23 protein-coding genes are annotated in these 24,312 nt (G+C 32.6%); 3 read left to right on the forward strand and 20 right to left on the reverse strand.

The window, feature by feature from the left end; translation table 11 throughout:
• Positions 1-38: 38 nt before the first annotated feature.
• The 9 genes from KQI71_RS05635 to KQI71_RS05675 form a co-directional block, all read right to left on the reverse strand.
• Positions 39-581: an RNA polymerase sigma factor gene (locus tag KQI71_RS05635; RefSeq protein WP_216434912.1), complete on the reverse strand. Its 543-nt coding sequence runs from the start codon at positions 579-581 to the stop codon at positions 39-41.
• A gap of 85 nt (positions 582-666) precedes the next feature.
• Positions 667-1,680 carry a flagellin lysine-N-methylase gene (gene fliB / locus KQI71_RS05640; protein WP_216434914.1) on the reverse strand — a complete coding sequence of 338 codons (1,014 nt, stop codon included), beginning with the start codon at positions 1,678-1,680 and terminating at the stop codon, positions 667-669.
• A 26-nt stretch (positions 1,681-1,706) separates the two neighbouring features.
• Positions 1,707-2,360 (reverse strand): SatD family protein, encoded by a 654-nt coding sequence (locus tag KQI71_RS05645; protein WP_216434916.1) that lies wholly within the window; start codon positions 2,358-2,360, stop codon positions 1,707-1,709.
• Positions 2,361-2,540: 180 nt separating this feature from the next.
• Positions 2,541-3,686 carry a mannitol-1-phosphate 5-dehydrogenase gene (locus KQI71_RS05650; protein ID WP_216434918.1) on the reverse strand — a complete coding sequence of 382 codons (1,146 nt, stop codon included), beginning with the start codon at positions 3,684-3,686 and terminating at the stop codon, positions 2,541-2,543.
• 98 nt (positions 3,687-3,784) lie between these two features.
• Positions 3,785-5,659 (reverse strand): PTS mannitol transporter subunit IICBA, encoded by a 1,875-nt coding sequence (locus KQI71_RS05655; RefSeq protein WP_216434920.1) that lies wholly within the window; start codon positions 5,657-5,659, stop codon positions 3,785-3,787.
• A gap of 17 nt (positions 5,660-5,676) precedes the next feature.
• Complete coding sequence (locus KQI71_RS05660; RefSeq protein ID WP_216434922.1) at positions 5,677-7,767, reverse strand: BglG family transcription antiterminator; 2,091 nt, start codon at positions 7,765-7,767, stop codon at positions 5,677-5,679.
• A 189-nt stretch (positions 7,768-7,956) separates the two neighbouring features.
• Positions 7,957-8,526, reverse strand: a complete 570-nt coding sequence (locus tag KQI71_RS05665) for a TVP38/TMEM64 family protein (RefSeq protein WP_216434924.1) — start codon at positions 8,524-8,526, stop codon at positions 7,957-7,959.
• A 128-nt stretch (positions 8,527-8,654) separates the two neighbouring features.
• Positions 8,655-10,172, reverse strand: a complete 1,518-nt coding sequence (locus tag KQI71_RS05670) for a hypothetical protein (protein ID WP_216434926.1) — start codon at positions 10,170-10,172, stop codon at positions 8,655-8,657.
• 108 nt (positions 10,173-10,280) lie between these two features.
• Positions 10,281-12,398, reverse strand: coding sequence for a DNA topoisomerase III (locus KQI71_RS05675; protein WP_216434928.1), 2,118 nt, complete (start codon positions 12,396-12,398; stop codon positions 10,281-10,283).
• Positions 12,399-12,545: 147 nt separating this feature from the next.
• On the opposite strand from KQI71_RS05675, the gene yfcE reads away from it, so the two are divergent.
• Entirely contained in the window at positions 12,546-13,091 is a 546-nt protein-coding gene (yfcE, locus tag KQI71_RS05680) for a phosphodiesterase (protein ID WP_216434931.1), read from the forward strand.
• 41 nt (positions 13,092-13,132) lie between these two features.
• Here yfcE and KQI71_RS05685 read toward each other — a convergent pair whose 3' ends face one another.
• The 7 genes from KQI71_RS05685 to KQI71_RS05705 form a co-directional block, all read right to left on the reverse strand.
• Positions 13,133-13,384, reverse strand: coding sequence for a hypothetical protein (locus KQI71_RS05685; RefSeq protein WP_216434933.1), 252 nt, complete (start codon positions 13,382-13,384; stop codon positions 13,133-13,135).
• A gap of 17 nt (positions 13,385-13,401) precedes the next feature.
• Positions 13,402-13,839, reverse strand: coding sequence for an aldehyde dehydrogenase family protein (locus tag KQI71_RS05690; RefSeq protein WP_253287955.1), 438 nt, complete (start codon positions 13,837-13,839; stop codon positions 13,402-13,404).
• Positions 13,802-14,038, reverse strand: a complete 237-nt coding sequence (locus KQI71_RS12455; RefSeq protein ID WP_334300757.1) for an aldehyde dehydrogenase family protein — start codon at positions 14,036-14,038, stop codon at positions 13,802-13,804. Before KQI71_RS12455 ends, KQI71_RS05690 begins: the two co-directional genes overlap by 38 nt.
• Positions 14,039-14,139: 101 nt before the next feature.
• Positions 14,140-14,433, reverse strand: coding sequence for a winged helix-turn-helix domain-containing protein (locus KQI71_RS12825; protein WP_330655310.1), 294 nt, complete (start codon positions 14,431-14,433; stop codon positions 14,140-14,142).
• Positions 14,434-14,450: 17 nt separating this feature from the next.
• Entirely contained in the window at positions 14,451-14,609 is a 159-nt protein-coding gene (locus KQI71_RS12830) for a hypothetical protein (RefSeq protein WP_330655311.1), read from the reverse strand.
• On the reverse strand, positions 14,603-16,243 hold the full coding sequence (locus KQI71_RS05700) for an HAD-IC family P-type ATPase (protein WP_330655313.1): 1,641 nt from the start codon (positions 16,241-16,243) through the stop codon (positions 14,603-14,605). The genes KQI71_RS12830 and KQI71_RS05700 overlap by 7 nt, the downstream gene beginning before the upstream one ends.
• A 396-nt stretch (positions 16,244-16,639) precedes the next feature.
• Positions 16,640-17,770: a DUF362 domain-containing protein gene (locus KQI71_RS05705; RefSeq protein WP_216434936.1), complete on the reverse strand. Its 1,131-nt coding sequence runs from the start codon at positions 17,768-17,770 to the stop codon at positions 16,640-16,642.
• Between the two features lie 140 nt (positions 17,771-17,910).
• On the opposite strand from KQI71_RS05705, the gene truA reads away from it, so the two are divergent.
• Positions 17,911-18,657, forward strand: coding sequence for a tRNA pseudouridine(38-40) synthase TruA (truA, locus tag KQI71_RS05710; RefSeq protein ID WP_216434938.1), 747 nt, complete (start codon positions 17,911-17,913; stop codon positions 18,655-18,657).
• Between the two features lie 46 nt (positions 18,658-18,703).
• Here the strand turns inward: truA and KQI71_RS05715 are convergent, their stop codons facing one another.
• From KQI71_RS05715 to KQI71_RS05725, 3 genes are all read right to left on the reverse strand, one after another.
• A complete protein-coding gene (locus tag KQI71_RS05715; RefSeq protein ID WP_216434940.1) occupies positions 18,704-19,360 on the reverse strand; it encodes a DUF6198 family protein in 657 nt (218 codons plus the stop codon).
• A gap of 116 nt (positions 19,361-19,476) precedes the next feature.
• A complete protein-coding gene (locus KQI71_RS05720; protein WP_216434942.1) occupies positions 19,477-20,235 on the reverse strand; it encodes a tRNA threonylcarbamoyladenosine dehydratase in 759 nt (252 codons plus the stop codon).
• A 137-nt stretch (positions 20,236-20,372) separates the two neighbouring features.
• The gene (locus KQI71_RS05725) at positions 20,373-21,353 is read right to left on the reverse strand and encodes a D-isomer specific 2-hydroxyacid dehydrogenase family protein (protein ID WP_216434944.1); all 981 of its coding nucleotides are present in this window, start codon (positions 21,351-21,353) and stop codon (positions 20,373-20,375) included.
• 203 nt (positions 21,354-21,556) lie between these two features.
• On the opposite strand from KQI71_RS05725, the gene sstT reads away from it, so the two are divergent.
• Positions 21,557-22,795, forward strand: coding sequence for a serine/threonine transporter SstT (sstT, locus tag KQI71_RS05730; RefSeq protein ID WP_216434946.1), 1,239 nt, complete (start codon positions 21,557-21,559; stop codon positions 22,793-22,795).
• A 65-nt stretch (positions 22,796-22,860) separates the two neighbouring features.
• Here the strand turns inward: sstT and KQI71_RS05735 are convergent, their stop codons facing one another.
• Complete coding sequence (locus KQI71_RS05735; protein WP_216434948.1) at positions 22,861-24,234, reverse strand: MATE family efflux transporter; 1,374 nt, start codon at positions 24,232-24,234, stop codon at positions 22,861-22,863.
• Between the last annotated feature and the right edge of the window lie 78 nt (positions 24,235-24,312).

Genomic DNA, 24,312 nt, shown 5'->3' on the forward strand with positions numbered 1-24,312 from the left:
TATCACCTCCATAATATTTTCCTAACGATGTCAAATTTTCAGTTGTCTTCATCTAAAAGATGTTTTAGTTTTTTCCTTCCTTCAGAACATCTTACTTTTACACTACGTTCTGATATATGGAACATATCTGCGATTTCTTTACACTTAAATCCGTAAACATAACGAAATAACAAAGCATCTTTTTGACGTGATGGTAATTTTGAAAGTTTTTCCTTTAGAGTATAAAGATCGATCACCTGTAAATAAGTATCTTTAGGATCTTCTATAAAATTACCTTCTTCTCCATTGTCATAAGTTAAAGTCTCATGATCATTTTCTTTTTGTTCTTTTAATGCACTATAAGATGAATTTCTTACCATTGCTGTCAAAAAGTACGCAATTTCGTCCTCTGGTACTTTTAAAATGCTGTCTGGATATGATAATGCTTTTTCAAATACTGTTTGTACAATATCCTCCGCAAGATTTCCATCTTTTACATAATTTTTTGCAATAAAAAATAATCTTCTGGAATATATTTTATATAAATTTTCGATATATTTTACTGTATGCTTTCCGATTGGTTTTCTTCGTCTAAATTTCATCTATATTCTTCTCTCTTGTACGATTTTTATTTGTACATTCAATTGTATAGATAGACTGCCATATAATCTTTTATCTTCTAAGTTCTTAAGAAAATAATAATTCCTCCAAAATAGAATCTATATTTTCATCAGAATATTCTATTTCTTTGGAATATAATCTTGCAGCGTCTATTTCCTGAATGTGATTTGCAGATGCATAACAACTGTCGGATACACAATGAATGACCAGACAGCTTAGGACACAGAATTTTATTCTGTCTATAATATTAAAATCTTCAGATGCGTTCATTAAATGCCGAAACATGAAATACACTAATAGTTGTTCATAAAAAATATCATTCATTTTTTTACAACACGATTTTAAAGGATCAGCGTTTTCCAAAAGTTTTTTCCAGCTATCACTCATAATATCCAATTGAAGATAAATGTCCAACCACAACTCCATAGAATGTGCTTCCCTCATTTTTTCAAAAATAGATTCATCTCTTTCTATATTTTCAGCTATGATGATATCATCAATCGTATCATTTTTTTGATTAAGTAGTTGCTGAATGTATATTCCATAGGAAAGAAGATTTTTTATCCTATGTTCGATCGGATGGAATCTGTTTTGTATAATATTAATCAAATTATTCCTCACACGAAAGAACCATGCTATGATAGAATCTTCTGTTTTTTGTTCTGTCTCTATTGGATATTCCTTAAATACGATTGGATTTTCCCGTTCTAATGCCAATTTTGCTGCAGTTTCACAAGCAATTCCAAGACCACTTTCTATAAAATTTCCATAACAGTTATGAAATCTTGGATGTTGTGTACAAATCTCGCACAGGGCACTTTCTCCAAGGTGTATATAAATTTCACAAAGATTTTTTTCATTTAAGAAGACACATCTTCCATTTTCTTTCATTTTAAAAACAGATGGATTACCTTTTATGATTCCATTCTGTAATTTTTCTGCAAATTTCCCGGAGAGCTGATCATACTGATCCATAGAATAATCATCAATATCTATTTCCCATCCAATACAGCAATTATCCTTACATTTGGATCCAATGCATGAGAAATCACGATAATAATCTGGCACTCTCTCTTTCATTTCACCCCTCCATTCTCTGTATAATTCTAGCGTATCTGTGAAAAAGCTTCAGAAAATCTTCGAACAGCTTCTTGATAAGTATAAAAATCAGCCCCAGCAAGTCCTTTCTGAACACTGGACTGTGTAATACCAAGCCTTTTGGCTGCAGCTGTTTGTCCATCATGAAACTTTAAGCAGTCTGACGCTATCTCATATTGTCTTCTGGACCACTGCCTTTTTACAGAAGATAACAACATCAGAGATGTGTTTAGAAGTTCTGTTATTTCCTGATTGTCTCCATCGCATACAATATGATAATTGGTTTGAAAGGAAGCACTTTTTTGATTTTGTTCTATCAAAAAATTAGAAGCTTCTTTTGCATTTTGAAAAGCTTGATTGTCAACTTCCCATAACAGAGATTTTTCTTTAACTTCTTTTGATCTTCCAATTCCAATTCCCCAGAGAATCTCGCATGGATACAATTTCATTTCCAGCTCTGTTATCATATCCATAAGATGAGCTCCATTTTTTAAAAGTCCATGGAATTCATTTTCCTGTACCAGATAGAATTCTTTTGAAAAGTCTTCTTTATATGAAAGATTTAATTTTTTTAAAGCTTGTTCTGTCTGATGATACATATTCTTTTCTGGTATCTTCCCAAGAATAGCGATGTAAGCTTCATAATAGAAAAAGAAATACATAAACCACCTCCTGTTTATCATTATACACGAAACCATTGAATAAGCAATCTTTATTCTAAATAATCGAATAATTCATTGTTATTCAAATAAAATGAATATTTCATTGATACTTCTGAAATTTTATGCAAAATAAAATGAGACCCGGAACTTTTTTGTCCGAGTCTCATAAAATTGGAAGATCTATGCAAAAATTGTATTATATAACTCTTCTACTTGATTTAAAATATCTTCATTTTCAATTCCAGATACTTCTTTTAATGCATCTTTTACACCAAGTTTCTGAATTTTTTCTTGTAATTCTACACTCTGCGCGTCTTCTTTATTATCATAATGTAATGCAGCAGCCATACCAACTAATAAAGCATCAACAGGAAGATCATATTCTAAAGCTGTCATAACTGGTTTTGCAAGACGATCTGTAGCACTCAATTTACGGAGAGGTTCTCTTCCTACTCGTGCAGGATCATCTGCTAAATATGGGTTTTTAAAACGATTTAAGATCTTATCAATATACTTGAAATGAGCATCTTTGTCAAATCCATATTTATGAACAAGAGCCATACCACTTTGCTGCATTGCTTTTTTAACAATTTTTAAAATTTCTTCATCTGCAATACTTTCATCAATTGTTTTATATTTTTTATGGTATCCAAGATAAGCAGTGATACAATGTCCCGTATTTAATGTAAATAATTTACGTTCAATATATGCCATTAAATTATCAGCAAGATTCATACCTTTAATTTCAGGAACTTTTCCTTTAAAGGATGCTTCTTCTACATTCCATTCATAGTAGTTTTCAACGACAACATCAATTGGATTATCTAAACGTACTGGAGGTACGATTCTGTCTACAGAACAATCTGGGAATCCAACATATTTATCTGCATATGCTTTTTCTTCGTCATTTAAGTGTTGATATACAGCTTCTTTTAACTGAGAGCTTGCTTTAATCGCATTCTCGCAGGCAATAATATTTAAATATTCTTCAGATCCTGCAGATTTTCTTGTTTTAATTCCTTCTGCAACTGATGGAGCAATGATTGGAAGAATTCTTACTCCAACAGCTGTTGTAATGATTTCAGCTTCTTTGATCTCATCGATTAATTCAGGTTTTGTTGAGTTTACTCCACTGATGTCTGTAATTACAATTTCGCTGCTTTCTACGTCTTTTACATAAATTGTATATTTTTTGTCTTCGTTGATCCTATCAATAATATCCTGGTTTACATCTGCAAATACTACATGATATCCTGCTTCACTTAAAAGTCCACCGATAAATCCACGTCCAATATTTCCTGCACCAAACTGAATTGCTTTTTTCATTTTTATTCACTCCTAAATTTTAAATAAATATTTATAAGTTTACTATTTTTGTATTTTATAAGCGAGAATAATTCTCGCTTATAAAATTTGCTGATTTATTACTGGAACATTTCCATAATTTCATCAATATTATTTGTTGTTTTTAATTTCTCAAGCTTCTCTTCATCTTCAAGAATTCCTGAAATTTTTGCCAGTAATCCAAGATGTTCATCGCCGATTCCGGCAATTCCAAAGATCAGCTGTGCTTTTTCTCCATCAAAGTCAACACCTTCTGGATACTGCAGCATAACAATACCAGTTTTCTTTACTCTTCCTTTCGCATCAGAAGTACCATGAGGAATTGCAACACCCATTCCCATATAAGTTGTAACGGTATCTTCACGTTTTACCATTGCATCGATGTATTCTTCATCAACATATCCAAGTTCATTTAAAAGTTTTCCTGCAGAACGAATTGCTTCATATTTATCTACTGGTTTTAATCCTGTTTTAATTCCTTCTTCTACAAGGATTTTCTGATTTCCATCATTAGATTTTACTTCCGATTTTTCTTCTGTTACTGCAGTTTCTGCAGCTGCAGTTGTATTTGTTGTTACCTGTTCATACAGCGCATCAAGATTTGGATCTTGAAGGAAGTTGTTAATAATAACAAGTTGTGCCTGTGGAGCTGATTTTCTTGCACGATCAGCAAGAACAGCCTGTACAACAGCAATATCACAATCTGCTGGAATATTATCTACAGATGTATTTTTTACAGTAAGATCTGGACGTAATGCTTTTACACGATTTCTAAATTTTGTAGCTCCCATTGCGGAAGATCCCATACCAGCGTCACAAGCAAAGATAATTTTCTTTACTTCTCCAGCTTCTTTCTTTTCACCAGCATCAACAGAGATTCCTTTAGATTCTGCTTTTTTTGCTGCCATATCATCCTGTGCATCTTCAAGGCTCTTTCCATTTGACATACGAATAATTGGTGAAGCAATGAGGAAAGATACACCCGTTGCAATTAACACACCAAGAATTGTCAACGGCATCTGAGATTTTGGTGACATTGATAAATAAGCAATGATAGATCCTGGTGATGATGGTCCAACCAGTCCACATCCTGTTAAAGTAAAGAATGTAATTGCGCAAATATTACCAACGATTGGTGCAATAATTACCACTGGATTCATCAGCACATATGGGAAGTAAATTTCATGAATACCACCGAAGAAGTGGATAATGATAGCTCCTGGTGCAGATGATTTTGTTACTTTGTCTTTTGAGAAAATTGCATAAGCAAGTAATACTCCAAGTCCAGGTCCAGGATTTGCTTCCAACATATACATGATGGATTTTCCTGCGATTTTTGCCTGTTCAATACCAATTGGTGTGAAAATACCATGATTGATTGCATTATTTAAGAATAATACTTTTGCAGGCTCAATAAAAATTGCTACCAATGGTAATAGTTTTGCTTTTACAAGAATATTTACACCTGCGGTTAATACTGCAAGTACACCTGACATAAATGGTCCAATCAAGAAGTAACCAATGATGGCTACGATCATACCTAGAATACCAACAGAAAAGTTGTTAATTAACATTTCAAATCCAGCTGGCATATGTCCGTCCATTGCCTGGTCGAATTTTTTAATGACCCATCCTGCAAATGGCCCCATAACCATGGCACCCATTAACATTGGCTGTCCATCCGAACCTCCAACACCGGCGATACATCCCATAACAGCGATAGCACCCATAACTCCACCACGGTCTCCACCGACTTGCTTACCACCTGTATAAGCAATTAAGATAGGCAATAGGAATGTTAACATATAAGGTTGAATAGAAGCAAGTTTTGCATTTGGAATCCATCCATCTGCGATAAATAATGCTGTGATAAATCCCCATGCAATGAATGCTCCAATGTTAGGCATGACCATTGCACTTAAAAATTTACCAAATTTTTGTACTGCATTTTTCATGGAATCATCTCTCCTTTTTATTTTTGATTAGATCTCTTTTCGTAATAATTTCCAAGACTCTCTTCAAGCTGAAGCTCAACAGATCTCCTATCTTTACGATAAAGAGCATTAATAATATGATCTTTTTCTGCAAGAGCACCGCTAATTTCACTCATGACTTCTCTATAAATACGGATGTCGTGTGCTTTCGGAATCAGCATTAAAATGGCTCCCTTTATTTCTCGGTTTTTTTCCGTTACCGGTTCCTTTAAAGCGATATAACCAAAACGGCAATGTTTCACGCCTCTTGTTTCGCTATGAAGAAATAATACGTTCATTCCCGGAATATATGTACTTGATATATCTTCTCTTCGAATCAAATCCTTTGTAATAATTTGTGCATCTTCTTCTGTTCTTGCAAACAGATTTCCAGCACATGCAATTAGCGATTTTTCATCTTCAAAAGTAACTTCCGGTGAAATCTTAATATTATCGAGAACTTGTAAGATCTCTCTTCCAAGGATCACCATATATTCAATATCGGCTCTTGAAATTTGTTTTTTATTTTTAGTTTTTTCTACATTTGTTTGTTTTATTTTTTTTCTTGTTTTTTTTAGTTCCGAAAGTTTACTGCGAATCATAATTTTATCCGGTCCTAGCAGAACTGAATTTACACAGACATTTGGGAACGAAAGATTTAATTTTGAAGTAGAAATGATAAGATCAATTCCTGCATTTTCAATATCTTTTTCATCAAGTTCCGCTGTGGACACAATTTTTTGTATTCGAAGTTCTGGAAATTCCTTTTGCAGATGGACGGAAAGCATATGAGAAGTTCCAACTCCATGCGGGCATGCAACCCAAACAGAAATTTTTTCTTCTTCATTGTTTCTTTTTTCCATTGCTACGCAGAAATACATTGCAATAAATCCAAGTTCACCTTCTGGTATCTCATCGATTTTTAGTTCTTCTTTTAGGAAAACACACGCTTTGCCAACGGCTTGATAAATTTTTCCATAATTTTCTTTTATCATATCGAGATTTCCGTTTTCAGAAAAAACATTCATCTTCATACGATTAATTGCAGGACGCATGTGATTACTTAACCCATCAATTAATGTTTGATTATCCAGAAAATCAATTTCCAGCAACTGTTCCATATTCACCATAATCCTCATCACAATTTGCCGGATTTTGAAATTTTCTTCATCATATTTGCTGTCATTATAATTTTTCCAGATTTTAGAGCTTAAAAGCTGCATTGCGATGCAATATATTTCACCTTCTGAGATTGGAGTATCTGTCATATAACTTAGTTTACTTCCAATCCAATTGGCTGCCTGAGTTTCTGGAAGATGCATCATAGAAAGAAGATCTTTTCCTTCGTTTGAAATCACATATCCTCTATCCAATCTGTACTTTGTCAACATTAAATAAATAATAAAATGAAGTTCTGAATTTTCAGTATATTGTACATCTAGCACACTTTGTGTCTCCTGAAGAATCTTTGAAACTTTTTTCAATATTTCTTGTCGATCATTTCCAAAAAGTTCTTTAACTTTCGAATCCTCTAGTAATTGTTCTATTGGTCTGTCTTTTCGTCTCTTTCGAAGCAACATAGTCATTACCTGACGATAATCTTCTTCCTTTCCTTCCCAAGAAACACCGCTTCCTGGCTTTCTGAAAATGGAGAGATTGTAATGACTCATTGATTTTTCAATGTCATCTAGATCATTGCTTAATGTTCCGTCTGAAATATGAAAAAGGGAAGTAAAATAATAATATTTCAATGGCTCATTTACCAAAAGAATTTCAAATAAAATTCCTTCCTGACGTTCTTCTTTCGTAAAACTGATTTTATTTTTATCCATTTGGACTAATTCTAAAAGAAATTTTCTTGTGTCTTCATCTTCATCTACATAAAGCCCTACTCTTGGTTTTTTTACAAGATGAAAGTCATTTTTCTCAAACCATGCATCAATTTGCGGCATTTCTCTTAAAACAGTTCTTGAACTAAGATCCAATTTCTCTGAAATCGCTTGAACCGTAATTGGGTTGTCAGAGGTAAATTTTGCAAGCATTTCAATAATATTTTTTTGACGTTTTGTTAATCCGGATTTCTTTAACATCTTATCTTCGTCCCCCTTCATGTATTATTATATATACAAACAAATGACAATACAATCATTGCATGTAGCACTTCTGTCATTATACAATAGTGACACTATTTCCCAAAAGATGTCAGTTTTTATTAGTGACAAAAAAATAAGAGCTATGACTTTTTTAGTCATAGCTCTAAATTCGTTACTTCTTATTTTTTAAATAATATATCCAGCCACGCTGTAAAAGATCAGTGATACTGGTCTTCCAATTAGAAGAATTAATGAAAATCTCACCCAAGTCATTTTTGTAAGACCGGCAAGCATACAAAGCACATCATCCGGGAATCCAGGAAGAACGATTGCAGCAGCAAAGGCAATATCAAATCGTTTTCCGTGGTTTAACTTTGCCATATATTTATCATAAATATCAGGTGCAACTAATTTTTTAACAAAATTTTTGCCGTATCTTCTTGCTAGATAAAAATTTGTAAAAGATCCAGCGATGATTCCAATATAACTATAAACAAATCCCCAATAAGGACCAAACATTAAGACACCTACCAAACAGGTAACTCCCCCTGGAATAATTGGGAAAACAACTTGTATGTACTGAAGCAATATAAAAAATCCAGCACCCCAGAAACCTGCACTTCGAATTAGAAATTGAAGTTGTTCCTTGTTAGTAAAAAGCCCTGTTTTCATTCCATAAACAACAAATATAGCCATTGCAGCAATGAACGCAATGGTTGTTCCATTGGTTACATACTTCATTGTTTTACTATTCATCCTACACCATCCTTTGTAAAATTGAAGCTTCTGCATTTCCTGGTTTTTAACACCTTTTCCAGCATCATATCATATAAAAAAATCATGTCTAGCATTTTTTCAAAAATTTAACGAATTAAGGCAAAAGTTTATTTTTTGTTAATATTTTCTGGTAGTATTTTTTTAAATATCTTTACAAAAACAGATGCACAAATCGGAATTTGTAAAAAGATATATGGATACACATATTGGCTTTTTGTTTCCCAAAATAAATGAAAAAGAAAGCCTCCAATTAAGAAAATCAACCCATAAAAAGCTGCATCATACTTCTTTAAATCTTTACAAACAAAAAGAAAAGCCGTTGCAAATAAAAGAATAAAAAATGCTTTCATCACCATATATAAAGTACTATCTGATTCTTTTTCATTATATAGTTGATGTAAAAATTCAGTAGATACATATTGTCCTGCAACTTGTTTCGGTCCAGTCCAGATTGATTCATAAAGAGAGTCTGTCCAAGTAGAAGTAATCTTTTTTGAAAAGAAATCTATGGCTTTATCTGGATTTTCTTTATAATAATGCAGGTTATTAAACACCATTTCACGTCCTATTTCTGAAGATTTTTCCTCGTCAAATCGATGCGTTCGATAGACTTTTAAATATTTATTATTATACCATCCACCAGCTCGTTTATGATTATGAGGATCGGTTCCCATAGCGACCCATAAAATACTTGGTACTCCATCATTTGTTTGTTTTCCGGTATAAGATTGAATTCCATATAACATTGCCGATTTGCTTATAAGAAAACATATAACAGTAATTACTGAATAAATCAGCAATTTTTTTTCTTTTTTCTTAAAAAATAAAATAAGAAGATAACACATACAAGCAACCATTCCAATAATAAAATTTTTTTTCATTAAAACAGAAGTTACAACAAAAAGACAGCTTAAAATCAAATGTTGATAAGATAGCGTTCTTGTAAACACTTGCATGTAATAAATACCGATGATCAAAAGGCAAAATCCAGGAATTAACCCATATGCAAATGCCAAAAAGAAAAACTGTGGCAAAAATAAAAAACTCAATGTAATTGAAATTAAATTAATACAATGATTATTATGAAATATTTCTTTTGTAATTTTATAAGAAAAAATATTAATAATGAAAATTCCAACTAAATTGATACAAAAAAATATTTTTGGATTATAAGAAACAAATCCAATAATATATTCATAAATAAGCAGTCCAAACTGATGAGGATACATATACATATATCTTCCAGGATCCAAAATAGAAAAATCTTTTCGATGCAAAGCAACAGATGCATTGTATACATGTTGTGCATCATATCGCAAAACAGGACTAATGTTAAAAATAAGATAAAATCCTGCAATACAATAAAGAATTAGAAAAAGGATCAGTAACTTTTTTTCATCAATTTTATCAGAAAATCTTATAATCAAATAAAAGAGACATAAAAATAAGATAATAAATAAAATTGTAGTAAACAAATCTGTGTTATAAATTTTAACATGTTCTCCTTTTCCTATTATATAAGTAGAAAATTTGAGATTTAATATCGTTAAAAGTCCAAGAATCAAAATAGAAAAAAACCAAATGACTCCATACGATATTTTGTAAAGTGATTTTATAAAATTCATAATTTACTCCTTCTTATCCTTTGTTTTAAAATAAGTGATTTCAGCAAAAACCTCTCTTCTGTATGTTATACAACAAAAAAGAGGCTTTTGTCTCAAAAAATTTTAATTTTATAATTTTATTTTAGCCAAAGCATCTGCAAAAGCATGATTGATTGGTTCTTTTGCTTCTTTTTGTTGTTTTTTTAAGTACCTATTTACTTCTCTTTTGCTCATACCTGCTCCCTCTTTTTTTCTTCGTTCTTTAAATGAAGATAATTTTTCTTTATGGCCACAAGTACAAATAAATTTCTGCTTTTCTCCTTCTCCTACTAATTCCATTCGTTTATGACACACTGGACAACGTGCATTTGTTTGTCTCGATATTGTTTTTTTATATCCACAAGTGCGATCCTGACATACAAGAAATTTTCCATGCTTTCCATTTACCGCAAGTAACAATTTTCCACATTCAGGGCATTTTTGTCTTGTAAGATTGTCGTGATGGAATTTTCCATCGGATTTTTTGATATCGTGAATCAATTCTTTTGTATATTTTTGGATTTCCTTTATAAATTTTTGCTCATTTTGTTTTCCATCTGCAATCGCTCCTAGTTTCCTCTCCCAGTCTGCTGTAAGTTCCGATTTTTTCAGATCTTGAGGTACTAATTCAAGCAACTGTTTTCCTTTCGAAGTAATGAAAATATCATTTTCCTTTTTTTCAATAAGATAACTATGAAATAACTTATCAATAATATCTGCTCTTGTTGCAACTGTTCCAAGTCCCTTTTTATCCATTTGATCAATTAACGTTCCTTCGGTATATCTTCCAGGTGCTTGTGTTTCTCCATTTGTCATTAAAATTTGGTCAACGGAATAGAATTTTCCACATTCTGGAGGATTTATAAATTTAGTTATTGTATTTTCATGAACAGCCTCTTCATCTTGTATATAAATTTCTTTCCAGCCGGATTGTTTTAAGAAAGTTGTTCTAGCTCTTAAAATTTCTCCTTGAATTTTACCTTCTATCTGTATTTGCTCGGATTTTGAAGGCTCAGATAATATTGCCAAAAATCTTCGAACAACCATATCATATATTTTTCTTTCATCTGCTGTCATAGAGCTAAGCTGCACATATTGTTCTGTTGGAATGATTGCATGATGATCAGAGACTTTTGCATCATTTATAAATCGTTTACTCGCCTTTAATTCTTTTCTTAATAAAGAAGAGGCTATTTGACGATATGGTCCTACAGAACATGCTTTTAAACGTTCTTTTAGTGTATCTACCATATCACTAGTCAAATATCTAGAATCAGTTCGAGGATACGTTAATACTTTATGATGTTCATACAAACTTTGCATAAGATTTAATGTTTGTTTTGGAGAAAAACCAAATTTTTTACTTGCTTCTTTTTGAAGAGTTGTTAAATCGTACAATTCTGGTGCATAAGATTTCTTTTCTTTTTTAGAGACATTTTTGATGAAAATCTTTTGATTTTTAAATACTTCTCCAAGTTTTTGTGCCTTTTCTTTATCAAAAATTCTTTGATTTCCTTGATGATTTTCCCATATAAATAAGGTCCCACAGGCAGATATTTTCCACCCATAAAATTTTTTAGGCTTAAAATTTTTAATTTCTGATTCTCTTTCCTCAATCATAGAAAGTGTTGGTGTTTGAACACGCCCACACGATAATTGTGCATTATATTTGCAGGTTAATGCTCTTGTTGCATTGATACCAACCAACCAATCAGCCTGTGCTCTAGAACGAGCGGCATGGTAAAGATTAATATAATTTTTACCAGGTTTTAGATTTTTAAACCCATTTTGAATAGCTTTATCAGTGACAGATGAAATCCACAAGCGAAAAACAGGTTTTTTATTTCCTGACATTTGTAAAATCCATCGTGCAACTAATTCACCTTCTCTTCCAGCATCTGTTGCAATAATAATATCTGAAACATCTTTTCTTAAAATCAGTTTTTTTACCGTTTGAAATTGTTTTGATGTTTGTCGAAGGACTGTAAGTTTCCAATGATCTGGTATCATAGGAAGTACATTCATATCCCATTCCTTATATTCTTTTCCATATTGTTCTGGGTCAGCCAGGGAGACAAGATGTCCAAGGGCCCATGTCACAATATAATCTTTTCCTTCTATATAACTATGTGATTGATTTTTGCAGTCTAAAACCCTTGCGATATCTCTTCCAACAGAAGGTTTTTCTGCCAATACCAGTCGTTTCATTTTTTAACTTCCTTTCTTTACTTATACTTCAATGGATTATTTTATCACATGAGTCCAAAATTCATCAAGAAAACGATCTTTTATTCAAGGAACATTCGTTCTGTGATATAATTAGACTATAAAAAATTAAAAAGGAGGTCTAGATTTATGAAATTAATGATTGCATCGGATATTCATGGATCATCTTATTATTGCAAAAAACTTCTCGAAGCATTTAAAAAAGAAAAACCTAACAAATTACTTCTTCTTGGAGATTTACTATATCATGGACCACGGAATGATCTTCCAAAAGAATATCATCCAAAAGAAGTAATTTCTATGTTGAATTCTATTAGTGATCATATTCTTTGTGTACGTGGAAATTGTGAAGCTGAGGTCGATCAGATGGTACTTGATTTCCCAGTTTTATCCGATTCTTGCATCTTATACCTGGATAAACATTTGGTTTTTGCAACACATGGCCATATTTATTCACCAGAAAATCCACCAAAATTAAAAAAAGGAGATATTCTGCTAAATGGGCATACTCATATTCCAGCATGGGAGCAAAAAGATCCTTTTCTTTACTTAAATCCTGGTTCCGTTTCTATTCCTAAAAATAATTCTCCACATGGGTATATGATTTGGGAAAATGATCATATTTCATGGAAAACATTCGAAAATTCGACGACTTATCATGAAATGGTTTTATAAAAAATGGGAGAAAGTTTTGTCGACTTTCTCCCATTTTTTACTTATTTAATAATATCATCAATGGTATCAAATGGAATTCCCTCATTTTCTCCATTGTCTTTATGGATATGCACGATATCATCTTCTTCTGTATATCTTGCAAATTCAATCTGCATAAAAGTTCCTTTGATTTTTCTCCCATCAAGAGTTGTTACAGTTATTTGATCATTTTGTGAAATAAACAATTCTTCTTGATTTCCATCAAAATCTTCCTTTACTAGTTTCACTCCTGGCAATACGCTCCTAAATTCCATAATAGTCTCCTTTTATTTTAAAATTTTAAAAAGAATTTCATCAGACATTTTTTAACGACAGAATATGGCATATAGCGAATTGGAAGATCTAAATGAATGGACTTTTTTACAATACTTTTCTTATGCGTAAAATTGTCAAAACTATCTTTTCCATGATAAGATCCCATACCACTACTTCCAACACCTCCAAACCCAATAAAAGGAGTTGCAAGATGAATGATCGTATCATTTATGCAGCCACCTCCATAGGATAAATGTTCAATAATATCCTTTTCTATCAAAGGATCTCCCGTAAACAAATAAAGAGCTAATGGTTTTCCGTGACTTGAAATATATTGTTTTATATTCTTATAAGTCAAAATTGGAAGAATTGGTCCAAAAATTTCTTCCTGCATAATCGGTGCTTCTTTTTTTACGTTAATGAGAATCGTCGGTGCTATCTGTAGTGTATTCATATTTCCATATCCACCTAGCTGCCACATCTTCATTTTTTATTAAGCTCATAACTCGTTGATAATGTTGTTTATTAATCATTGATGGATAATCTAGCTGACGTAATGGCTGTTTTCCAAACATCTTTTTTATCCAGTATTTTAAATTTTGTACGAACTCATCTGCCATTTGTTCATCTACGAAAACATAATCTGGTGCCACACAAGTTTGTCCACTATTTAAAAATTTTCCAAAAACAATTCGTCTGATACTCCTTTCCTTGATAATTATAGCAGAAAATATACCTAATCAAAATGATAAGATTATAAATTCAAGCGGTAACCTGCACCCCAAATGGTTTCTATAATTTGCGGATTTCTTGCATCATCCTCAATTTTTTCTCTCAACCGATTAATATGTACAGAAACAGTTGCTGCATCTGAAATATAATCATATCCCCAAATTTTTTCAAATAAAGTTTCTTTTGAAAAAACAATGTTCGGATTTGTTGCCAAAAAACGTAACAACTCAAATTCACGATTCGGAAGTTTCAATTCTTTTCCACGTTTCCATACTCTCCACGTATCTGGTTCAATGACAAGATCTTGTACAATCATCTTTGTTTGTTCTTTTTTTAATTTGCTGATCGTTTTGTTAAACGTTCATATCTTTTTAAATGAGAACGAACTCTTGCAACTAACTGAGAAGGATCAAAGGGTTTGGTAATATAATCATCTGCACCAAGTCCAAGCCCGCGAATAACATTTATAGATTCTGTACGTGCCGTTACCATAAGAATCGGAATATCAATTTGATCCCTGATTTGTCGGCAAATTGACGACTGGCGTCACTTCCATCTGCAACTGCAATTGCACAATCTGCTTCTCGAAGTGCAAGCAAATCATTTACACCATCGCCTGTCATTGCAACTTGATGTTTATTTTGCCGCATAGCACGCACCAATTTTTGTTTTTGATCTGGTGTTACTCTGGCAAATACGCAGTATTCTTCACTGATTTTTTCAAAATCAATCGCCCCTTTTATCGTTGATAAATCAATAACTTTATTCCAATCTTTTAAACCAGCTTTTTTTGCAATCATAGATACCGTTTTCTGATGGTCTCCGGAAATAATCTTAACGTCCACTCCTTGTTTATAAAAAAAGTCCAAAGTTTCTTTTGTATTTTTTCGAATATGATCTTCCAAAATCACACCATAAATTGGATGAATTTCTTTTGGAAGCTCTTTTTTATCTTCCCATAGATTCTCATAATATCCAATAACTACAGCTCTTTTTCCCTGATTTAATGCAGTTCTTATCTGTTCTGGCATTTGATCTAATAATTTATCCGGAGCTCCGACAAAGATGCTATATCCAGATTGAAAATTAACACATCCCCATTTTCTCTGTGAAGAAAATGAGATTTTTGATGTTTCTTTATCATATCGTTCACTTCCAAAAGCATCTTTTAATGCCAAAAAAGTTGCATTATTATCATCACTTGCAGCAAAATAAGATTGAATCATATGATTTGCTTTTCTCTTAGGAATTTCTGACATAGGGAAGATATGATCTACTTTTAAATTTCCATCGGTAATAGTTCCTGTTTTATCCAGACATAGAATGTCAACATTGGCTAAAGTTTCCAAAGAATAGATATTTTGAATAAGGATCTTTTTTTTAGCAAGACGTATGACACCGGCTGTAAGCGAAACTGAAATTAAAAGTACTAAACCCTTTGGAAGCATACCAAGTAAAGCTGCACAGGACGATACAACAGAAGGATAAAAAGGCATATTTCTTAAAATGATCGCCTGGAGAAATAAACAAACTCCAAGTGGAAGAATAAAAAAGCTAGTAAAATGTGTTACCTTTTTCATAGAATCAAGCAATTCAGAATGTATATTTTTCCCCTTTTTTACTTCATTCACAAGTTTTGATGCATAATTATCGCTTCCAGCATGAATAACTTTTGCATATGCTTTCCCTGAAATAACAAAACTTCCTGATAACAAAGTACTTCCTGATGTTTTGATAATCGCATCACTTTCCCCTGTTAATAAAGATTTATCGACTTCTAAAGTTCCATCTGTAACCATAGAATCATTACAAATTTGATCTCCGCTCTGTAAAAAAATAGTATCTCCTTTACAAACCTCTTCCATATTGATATTTTGCATGGAAGAATTACGAACCACACATACCGTCGGGCGATTTAAAATAGAAAGTTCATCTACCAGCTTTTTTGCTTTAAGTTCTTGTGTAATTCCAATTACAATATTTAATATAATAATAGCAATAAAAAGCATATTACTATAAGCTCCCACTAAAAAAAGAAGCAATGCAATTATAAAATTTAATAAATTAAATAACGTACAAACATTATCACGAATGATGGAAAATGTACTTTTTGTAATTTTTTCCATAAAAAAACCTCCTGTTTTTCTTATAGCGTTATTATTTCTTGTTGCCATAAGATTAACACGAGATTTTTAAAAAATTTCAAGTTCTTTTTAAACATTTTTTAAACTTTATCTTTCTTTCCTTATCTGCCAATTTCATCGCGCTCTTTCGCCGCCATACACATTGCAAGAGCAAACACCGTACTTAATACTCCAGCAGTATACCCAATCATTCCAATTATAACATGTAACATCATACTCAAATCTTCCTTTCTTTCTCGCTTTCTTATATGTCCTTTACAGAAGTATTATGCCCATTTTCTGATTTTTTCTGTTACAGTTCCTTAAAAAATGAAAAAACGTGACTCTAGAACATTTTCATATTCTAAAAATCACGATTTTTCATTTTTATCTTTTTTTTTATTTCATAACTATGAGTTCATATTCTCTTGTTCCGATGCCAATTTTTTCTGCATGTTCCAAACATGTTTTATATTCAGCATCTGGTGTTGTATTTTCAAAATGATCATGATGATCATGAAAATCTTTCTGTTTCATATTGTCAGACAACTGACTATTTGGAAGCGGATCACATTTTAAACATGCATCAACACATGCTTGATCAAGTGCTAATGGATCAAACGATGCAAACATCCCAATATTTGGAAGAATTGGCGTATCATTTTCTGCATGACAATCACAATTTGGAGATACATCAACAACAAGTGAAATATGAAAATTTGGTCGTTTATCGATAACAGCTTTTGTATACTCTGCCATTCGACAATTTAAATCTTTAACAGCGGCCCATTCAGCAAATGCAATCGCATCAAAGTTACATGCTCCAATACATCTTCCGCAGCCAACGCAATTGTCTTTGTTAATCTGCATTTTCTTTGTTTTTTCATTATAAAATAAACCTTCATTTGCACATTCTCTCTGACAGATTCTACATCCTCTACATTTGTTTGGGTCTACATCCGGTGTTCCATTAGAATGCTGGTCTTTTTTTCCTGCTCTAGAGCCACATCCCATCCCAATATTTTTAATAGCACCTCCAAAACCAGCCGTTTCATGACCTTTAAAATGATTTAAGCTAATAAATACATCAGCATCCATAATTGCATGTCCAATTTTTGCTTCTTTAATATATTCCCCGCCTTCTACTGGGACAGAAATATCATCGGTTCCTTTTAATCCATCTCCAATTAAAATTGGACAGCCTGTTGTCAATGGTGTAAAACCATTTTCCCATGCGCATTGTAAATGTTCCAATGCGTTTTTACGGCTTCCTGGATATAAGGTATTACAATCTGTTAAAAACGGTTTTCCTCCGAGTTCTTTAACAACGTCAGCAACTGCTTTGGCATAATTTGGACGTAAAAATCCAAGATTTCCAAGTTCCCCAAAATGCATTTTAATGGCCACAAATTTCTGTTCCATGTCAATTTCATCAATACCGGCTTTTTTCATCAAACGTTTTAATTTTGTTGGAAGACCTTCTCCAAGTCTTGTACGAAAATCTGTAAAATATACTTTTGATTTTTCCATTTGTTCCCTCCTGGTTTTTTATAATTCATTCTTCTTATTTATCATATCATTTAAAGTTCACTTGAAGTCAAGTTAAAAGGTTGTTTTTGCTGTAAATAAACATTTATGGTAAAATGATAAAAAATAGAAAGGATCAAAATATGAGTCGAAATATACGATTAACTATAGAATATGACGGTGGAAGATACCAAGGATGGCAAAAATTAGGGAAAAATTCAAATGCAGTAACAATTCAGGGAAAAATTGAATCCGTTTTAAGTCAAATGACAGGTGAAAAGATTTTGATTACTGGATCTGGTCGTACAGACGCAGGAGTTCATGCTTATGGACAAGTTGCAAATTTCCATACAAATTCTTCTATGTCTTGTAAGGAAATAAAAAAATATTTACAAAAATATTTACCTTCTGATATTGGTATTTTAAAAGTAGAAAATGCTGGAGAACGTTTTCACAGCCGTTTAAACGCAAAACAAAAAACATATTGTTATCGAATTGCGATTCCAGGGATTCCTAACGTATTTGAAAGAAAATATTTATGGTATTTTCCAGAAACATTGAATATGAGTCTTATGAACCAAGCAGCTTCTTATTTAATTGGTACTCATGATTTTAAAGGATTTTCTTCTATAAAAAAAACGAAAAAGTCAACGGTTCGTGAAATTACAAATATTCAAATAAAAAAAACAGACAAAGAAATCCAAATATTCTTTACTGGAAACGGATTTCTTCATAATATGGTAAGAATTCTCACCGGTACTATCGTTGAAGTTGGATGTGGAAGAAGAAAACCAGAAGATCTTTTAAAAGTATTAGAATCAAAAGATCGAAAAGATGCAGGAATTACAGCTCCACCTCAGGGATTATTCCTTATAAATGTACAATATTAAATAAAAAAGAAGAGACTTCTATTTTTATAAGAAGTCCCTTCTTTTTTTATTTTGCACTTAAAACAGAAATAAATTGAACTCTTTGGTCTATCCAGCTACCAACAAGACTAACTGCTTTTCCCATAGTAAAAGCAGCAAGAATTGTGCCAATTCCAAGTCCATCTAGATGACCAAGCAAAATTCCTGTCATGGAAGCTGTTACTGCAAGACAGATGACATCAAAAGATATTTTAATTTTTGAATACGCTTTTCCAATAATATCTGATAATTCTCTTGGAAAAAGGTCTGTTGGAATAATTGGCAAGCAGCAGCGATTAGAAAGTGCAATTCCAATGCTTAATAAAAAATAACTCACTAGAAAATATATAATACGACAAACCATTGTTTGTGGAAGTATATGAATCCATAGTTCATTGACATCTAAAAGTTCACTGAATGCAAAACCGACAACAAAGCTAAATAAATAAGGCGGCACAAATTTTTTTCTAAGGATCATTAGACTAAGAACCAAAATTCCTTGAAAAATATAAGTCCATGTTCCAAGTGTAATGTTTTTAAATACTTCGGAAAATGCATACGGAACACTTGAAATAGCAGATATTCCAGAGCCGGAATATAACATTAATACAACACTAAAACTGTTGATTATAACAGCAATGGCAAGGGCAAGTTCTCCACGTATGATTGGTTTTGAATGTTCCATTTTCTTTTTTTCTCCTCCAATTTTCAAACTCTAACAACTCTTAGTTTAGACCTGAAAATATGAAATATCCAATAGTTTTTTTATAATAATTGATAGGTTTTATCTATCGATTATCCTTAATTTCTCATACAAAGATCTTTTACTACTTCTCCAGCAATGATTAATCCTGCTACCGAAGGAACAAAAGCAACACTTCCAGGAATGTCTCGACGTTCTGTGCATTTATGTTTTGCACCTGGAGGACAAATACAATTGGTTCTACAGCTAATAGACATATCTTCCAATGGTCTCGTTGGTTTTTCTTCAGAATATACAACTTTTAATTTTTTTACTCGGCGTTTTTTTAGTTCTCTACGCATAACTTTTGCCAATGGACATACTTTCGTTTTATAAATATCAGCGACCTTAAACTGACTAGCATCCAGTTTATTTCCAGCCCCCATGCTGCTAATAATTGGAATATCCAGCTCTTTTGCTTTCATAACTAATTCAATTTTCGCGGTTACTGTATCAACAGCATCTACAATATAATCATACTCTTCAAAAGGAAATTCTTGTGCATTTTCTGGAAGGAAAAAACATTTATGAATCGTAACTTTTGCATCCGGATTAATTTCTAAGATTCTTTCTTTCATAACTTCCGCTTTATATTTTCCAACCGTTTTTCTTGTTGCAATGATTTGTCTGTTTAAATTCGTAAGACATACCTTATCATCGTCAATCAGATCAAAAGATCCAACTCCGCTTCGTACGAGTGCTTCACAGACATAACCTCCGACTCCTCCAATTCCAAAGACGGCAACTTTTGCTTTGTTTAATTTATCCATTGCCTCTTTTCCAAGTAATAATTCTGTTCTTGAAAATTGTGTTAACATGGATCAAAATCTCCTTTCTTTTTTTCTATGATCCGACAGTAAAACAGCGGATGCAATGCACCCGCCGTCCAACTGATATTTCCTAGTAATTTGATAGGCTATATTATATATGGAATATACCATTTTGTCAATCCATTTTATAGAATTCTTCTTGGATTTTCTTTTCCATTTACTTCATTGATACAGCTTTCGATTGAGTAATGGATCATATCATCTACAGCTTCGTCAGTAAAGAATGCCGTATGAGGCGTCATTAGAACATTTGGCATCGTACTTAAAATTGCCATATCATGGTTTCCTGTTACACTATATTTATAATCTTTATAATAAATTTTTCCTTCATCTTCAATAACATCTAAGGCAGCAGCAGAAACTTTTCCTTGTTCTAATGCTGTGATTAATGCATCGGTATCAATAATAGATCCCCTTGCCATATTAATAATCATAACACCATCTTTCATTTTTTCTATGCTTTCTTTATTAACCATATGATAAGTATCTTCTCGTGCTGGCGTATGGAAAGTGATTAAATCACAATTTTTCCATATCTGATCAATCGTTGTATATTCAGCGTATGCTTTTACCTGTTCTTTCTCATAAGGATCAAAAGCAAGAATTTTACATCCAAAACCGCTTAGATTCCGAATAACCATCTCTCCTATTTTTCCAGTTCCTACAACACCAATGGTCATATGTTGGAGTTCTCGTCCTCTAATATTAAGCAGAGAATAATCTTGTACTTGGTAACGTGAAAGAATGGTTTTCATTTTTCTTATTGTCATCAGAATAGACATAACAGTATATTCTGCAACTGTATGTGGAGTATAACTTACATTAGAAATAGAAATTTCAAGTTCTTTTGCATGGAAAAGATCAATATGATCATATCCTACTGTTCTCGTAGAAATTGTTAAAATTCCCTGTTGTTTCCAAGCATCTAGTAATGTCTCATCAATTGGAGTCGTAATAATACTAACTGCCTGACATCCTTTTGTAATTGAAAGATTGTTTATCGTTGGTGCTTCTACTGTTACAGATAATTCAATCTGATATTTTTTTGCATAAAATTCAAAAATATCTCGTTCATCTTCTCTTAAATTAAATACTGCAAGCTTCACCTGCTATCTCCTGCCTTTCCTTTCGAAATTCTTTTGTATTTTCTTATATTTTATTGTAGCAGTCTTGTTTTTTCTTTTCAAATTTACTTTAAGAGAAAAATTTGCTCTGGACGGATAATGTGTAATTCGATATAATATTGTATTGTGCTTATTTATAAGCATATTTACATAAGAATATAAAATGAAAGAAGGAATTAGGAATAATGAAAAATTTATTATCAAAATGGAGCAATCTGAGCTTGATTACCCGTATTATTATCGGATTATGTATTGGCGCCATCCTTGGAATTGTTGCTCCAAAAGCTACTGCAATTTCTCTTCTTGGAGATTTATTTGTAGGAGCTCTTCGTGCGGTAGCTCCAATTCTTGTTTTTGTTCTTGTCATGTCCTCACTGGCAAATTCAAAAAATAATGGAGCAAAAAATATGAGAACTGTCGTTGTTCTCTACCTAATTAGTACGTTTATGGGTGCCCTTGTTGCAGTTGTTGGAAGTTTTCTATTTCCACAAACACTCGTTCTTACAAAAGCTACACAAAAAGTAACACCTCCAAGTGGACTAGCAGCAGTTCTTAAAAATCTTTTGATGAATATTGTTGCAAATCCAGTGACTGCACTTTCTGAAGCAAACTATATCGGAATTCTTGCATGGGCAATTATTTTTGGTATTGCCCTAAAACTTGCTTCTACAGGAACAAAACAGTTTTTACAAGATGCATCAGATGCTGTTACAAAGGCTGTTCAATGGATCATTTCCTGTGCTCCATTTGGAATCCTTGGATTAGTATTTAATACAGTATCAACCAATGGTATTTCTGTATTTACAAAGTATGGAAGCCTTTTAGCTTTATTAATTGGATGTATGTTTGCAACTGCACTGATTATCAATCCACTTATTGTTTTTATTTGTACACATAAAAATCCATACCCTCTTGTATTTAAATGTTTAAAAGAAAGTGGATTAACTGCATTTTTTACAAGAAGCTCTGCTGCCAATATTCCAATGAATATGGCACTTTGTGAAAGCCTTGGATTAAACAAAGATAACTATTCTGTATCGATTCCTCTTGGATCTACAATTAACATGGATGGAGCTGCCGTTACTATTACAGTGATGACACTTGCAGCAGCACATACGATGGGGTTATCTGTTGATTTTATTACTGCCTTCATTTTAAGTATTTTAGCAGCGATCTCAGCTTGTGGTGCTTCCGGAGTTGCTGGTGGTTCTCTGCTGTTAATCCCTCTTGCTTGTTCCTTGTTTGGAATTCAGAATGATGTTGCCATGCAGGTCGTTGGTGTTGGTTTTATCATTGGAGTCATTCAGGACTCAATGGAAACTGCCCTTAATTCTTCCTCTGATGCCTTAATGACTGCAACTGCGGAATATTATCAAAGGAGAAAAGCAGGAGAAGATTTTGTGCTTGTCCCAAAGAAAAACTAATAAATAAAATGAAGCAATCACCCATTATGTAATAGGTGATTGCTTTATTATTTCATATTTTTATTTTACCTTGTAACATCTTTTAACCATCGATATTTACGGTAACGCCAAACAGTAATTGGAACTTTAATTAATTCGTCAGACATTAAGATTACGTAAACCATTGGGACACTCAAATGCCAAACAAATGCTGCAAGAAATCCGAACAAAATAGAACATCCCCACATAGTTGATACATCTAACAATAATCCAAATCTTGTATCTCCGCCTGCCCGGAAAATACCAACGACCATAGTCGTATTAAATGCCTGAGCAATGACAAAATAAGACATAACGAAGAACATAATTTTTAAATAAGTTTTTGCTACTGGTGTCAAGGCAAGAACAGAAATTGCAATTGGTGATGCAAGTAAAATCAATCCCCCACCAACAGCTCCCATAAGAAGACTTAAGCCTATAAAATGACGTGCATAGGCTCTCGCATGTTCAAATTTTCGTTCTCCAATCGTTTTTCCAAGATAAATTGCAGTTGCACTGGATAGTCCAAAAGATACAACTGTTGCTAATTGTCTAGCTACTTGCGCCACAGAATTTGCTGCAACCGCAGAACTTCCAAGATGTCCAAGGACAGCAGTATTGGCAGCAGTTCCAAGCCCCCACATTACTTCATTTAATACGACAGGAATGGAATAAGTAAGAAAATCTTTCCATAAAATTACCTCTGTATGAAAAAGATAGTGAAATCGAAAACGAATTTCCTGATTATAAAAATGTGCATAAATCATAACAATAAAAAGTTCTAAATATCTAGAAATCAAAGTTGCAAGTGCTGCACCGCGGACTCCAAGCGCCGGAAAACCAAACATTCCAAAAATAAAAATCGCATTTAATATGATATTGCAAATTAAAGATGATAAATAAACACAAGTTGCAATAAGAACTCTTTCAACACTTCGCATTGTATAAAGATATACTTGAGTAATCCCCATTAGAATATAAGAAAATGCCACCACTCTTAAATATTGAATTCCTTGTGCTATTACTTGCGGGTCATTTGTAAAAATTTTCATTAAAATTCCTGGAATTGCAAGGGCTGCTATTGTAAAAAGAAAAGTTACAAAAATAGCAGATTTTATGGCAAGTGCTAATATTTTTTCTATGGTTGTGATATCTTTCTTTCCCCAGTATTGTGCTGTTAAAACAGTTGCTCCAGAAGTTAGACCAAATAAAAATAAAACCATTATATATTGGACTTGTCCACCAAGAGAGGCACCGGATAAAACTTTTTCTCCTACTTTTCCAAGCATAATCACATCGGTCGCTGTAATGCCAACATTAATCAAATTTTGAAATGCCATAGGCACGACTAGTGCAATAACATTCTTATAAAATGTACTCCAGTCAATACCTATGGCATTTTCTTTTTGCTTTTTAAACATTTCTTTCATCCTCTTTATCTTAAAAATTTTGTTTGTTCCTATTATATACAAAATTTTCTTATTTCGAAAGAGGAAGTT

The organism is Anaerostipes sp. MSJ-23 (genome assembly GCF_018918155.1).
Taxonomy (GTDB): Bacteria; Bacillota; Clostridia; order Lachnospirales; family Lachnospiraceae; genus Anaerostipes.

Excerpts from the sequence above, each read along its gene's own strand:
- KQI71_RS05635 (WP_216434912.1), bottom strand. The coding sequence starts at position 581 with ATGAAATTTAGACGAAGAAAACCAATCGGAAAGCATACAGTAAAATAT.
- fliB (WP_216434914.1), bottom strand. The coding sequence starts at position 1,680 with ATGAAAGAGAGAGTGCCAGATTATTATCGTGATTTCTCATGCATTGGA.
- KQI71_RS05645 (WP_216434916.1), bottom strand. The coding sequence starts at position 2,360 with ATGTATTTCTTTTTCTATTATGAAGCTTACATCGCTATTCTTGGGAAG.
- KQI71_RS05650 (WP_216434918.1), bottom strand. The coding sequence starts at position 3,686 with ATGAAAAAAGCAATTCAGTTTGGTGCAGGAAATATTGGACGTGGATTT.
- KQI71_RS05655 (WP_216434920.1), bottom strand. The coding sequence starts at position 5,659 with ATGAAAAATGCAGTACAAAAATTTGGTAAATTTTTAAGTGCAATGGTC.
- KQI71_RS05660 (WP_216434922.1), bottom strand. The coding sequence starts at position 7,767 with ATGTTAAAGAAATCCGGATTAACAAAACGTCAAAAAAATATTATTGAA.
- KQI71_RS05665 (WP_216434924.1), bottom strand. The coding sequence starts at position 8,526 with ATGAATAGTAAAACAATGAAGTATGTAACCAATGGAACAACCATTGCG.
- KQI71_RS05670 (WP_216434926.1), bottom strand. The coding sequence starts at position 10,172 with ATGAATTTTATAAAATCACTTTACAAAATATCGTATGGAGTCATTTGG.
- KQI71_RS05675 (WP_216434928.1), bottom strand. The coding sequence starts at position 12,398 with ATGAAACGACTGGTATTGGCAGAAAAACCTTCTGTTGGAAGAGATATC.
- yfcE (WP_216434931.1), top strand. The coding sequence starts at position 12,546 with ATGAAATTAATGATTGCATCGGATATTCATGGATCATCTTATTATTGC.
- KQI71_RS05685 (WP_216434933.1), bottom strand. The coding sequence starts at position 13,384 with ATGGAATTTAGGAGCGTATTGCCAGGAGTGAAACTAGTAAAGGAAGAT.
- KQI71_RS05690 (WP_253287955.1), bottom strand. The coding sequence starts at position 13,839 with ATGAATACACTACAGATAGCACCGACGATTCTCATTAACGTAAAAAAA.
- KQI71_RS12825 (WP_330655310.1), bottom strand. The coding sequence starts at position 14,433 with ATGATTGTACAAGATCTTGTCATTGAACCAGATACGTGGAGAGTATGG.
- KQI71_RS12830 (WP_330655311.1), bottom strand. The coding sequence starts at position 14,609 with ATGGTAACGGCACGTACAGAATCTATAAATGTTATTCGCGGGCTTGGA.
- KQI71_RS05700 (WP_330655313.1), bottom strand. The coding sequence starts at position 16,243 with ATGGAAAAAATTACAAAAAGTACATTTTCCATCATTCGTGATAATGTT.
- KQI71_RS05705 (WP_216434936.1), bottom strand. The coding sequence starts at position 17,770 with ATGGAAAAATCAAAAGTATATTTTACAGATTTTCGTACAAGACTTGGA.
- truA (WP_216434938.1), top strand. The coding sequence starts at position 17,911 with ATGAGTCGAAATATACGATTAACTATAGAATATGACGGTGGAAGATAC.
- KQI71_RS05715 (WP_216434940.1), bottom strand. The coding sequence starts at position 19,360 with ATGGAACATTCAAAACCAATCATACGTGGAGAACTTGCCCTTGCCATT.
- KQI71_RS05720 (WP_216434942.1), bottom strand. The coding sequence starts at position 20,235 with ATGTTAACACAATTTTCAAGAACAGAATTATTACTTGGAAAAGAGGCA.
- sstT (WP_216434946.1), top strand. The coding sequence starts at position 21,557 with ATGAAAAATTTATTATCAAAATGGAGCAATCTGAGCTTGATTACCCGT.
- KQI71_RS05735 (WP_216434948.1), bottom strand. The coding sequence starts at position 24,234 with ATGTTTAAAAAGCAAAAAGAAAATGCCATAGGTATTGACTGGAGTACA.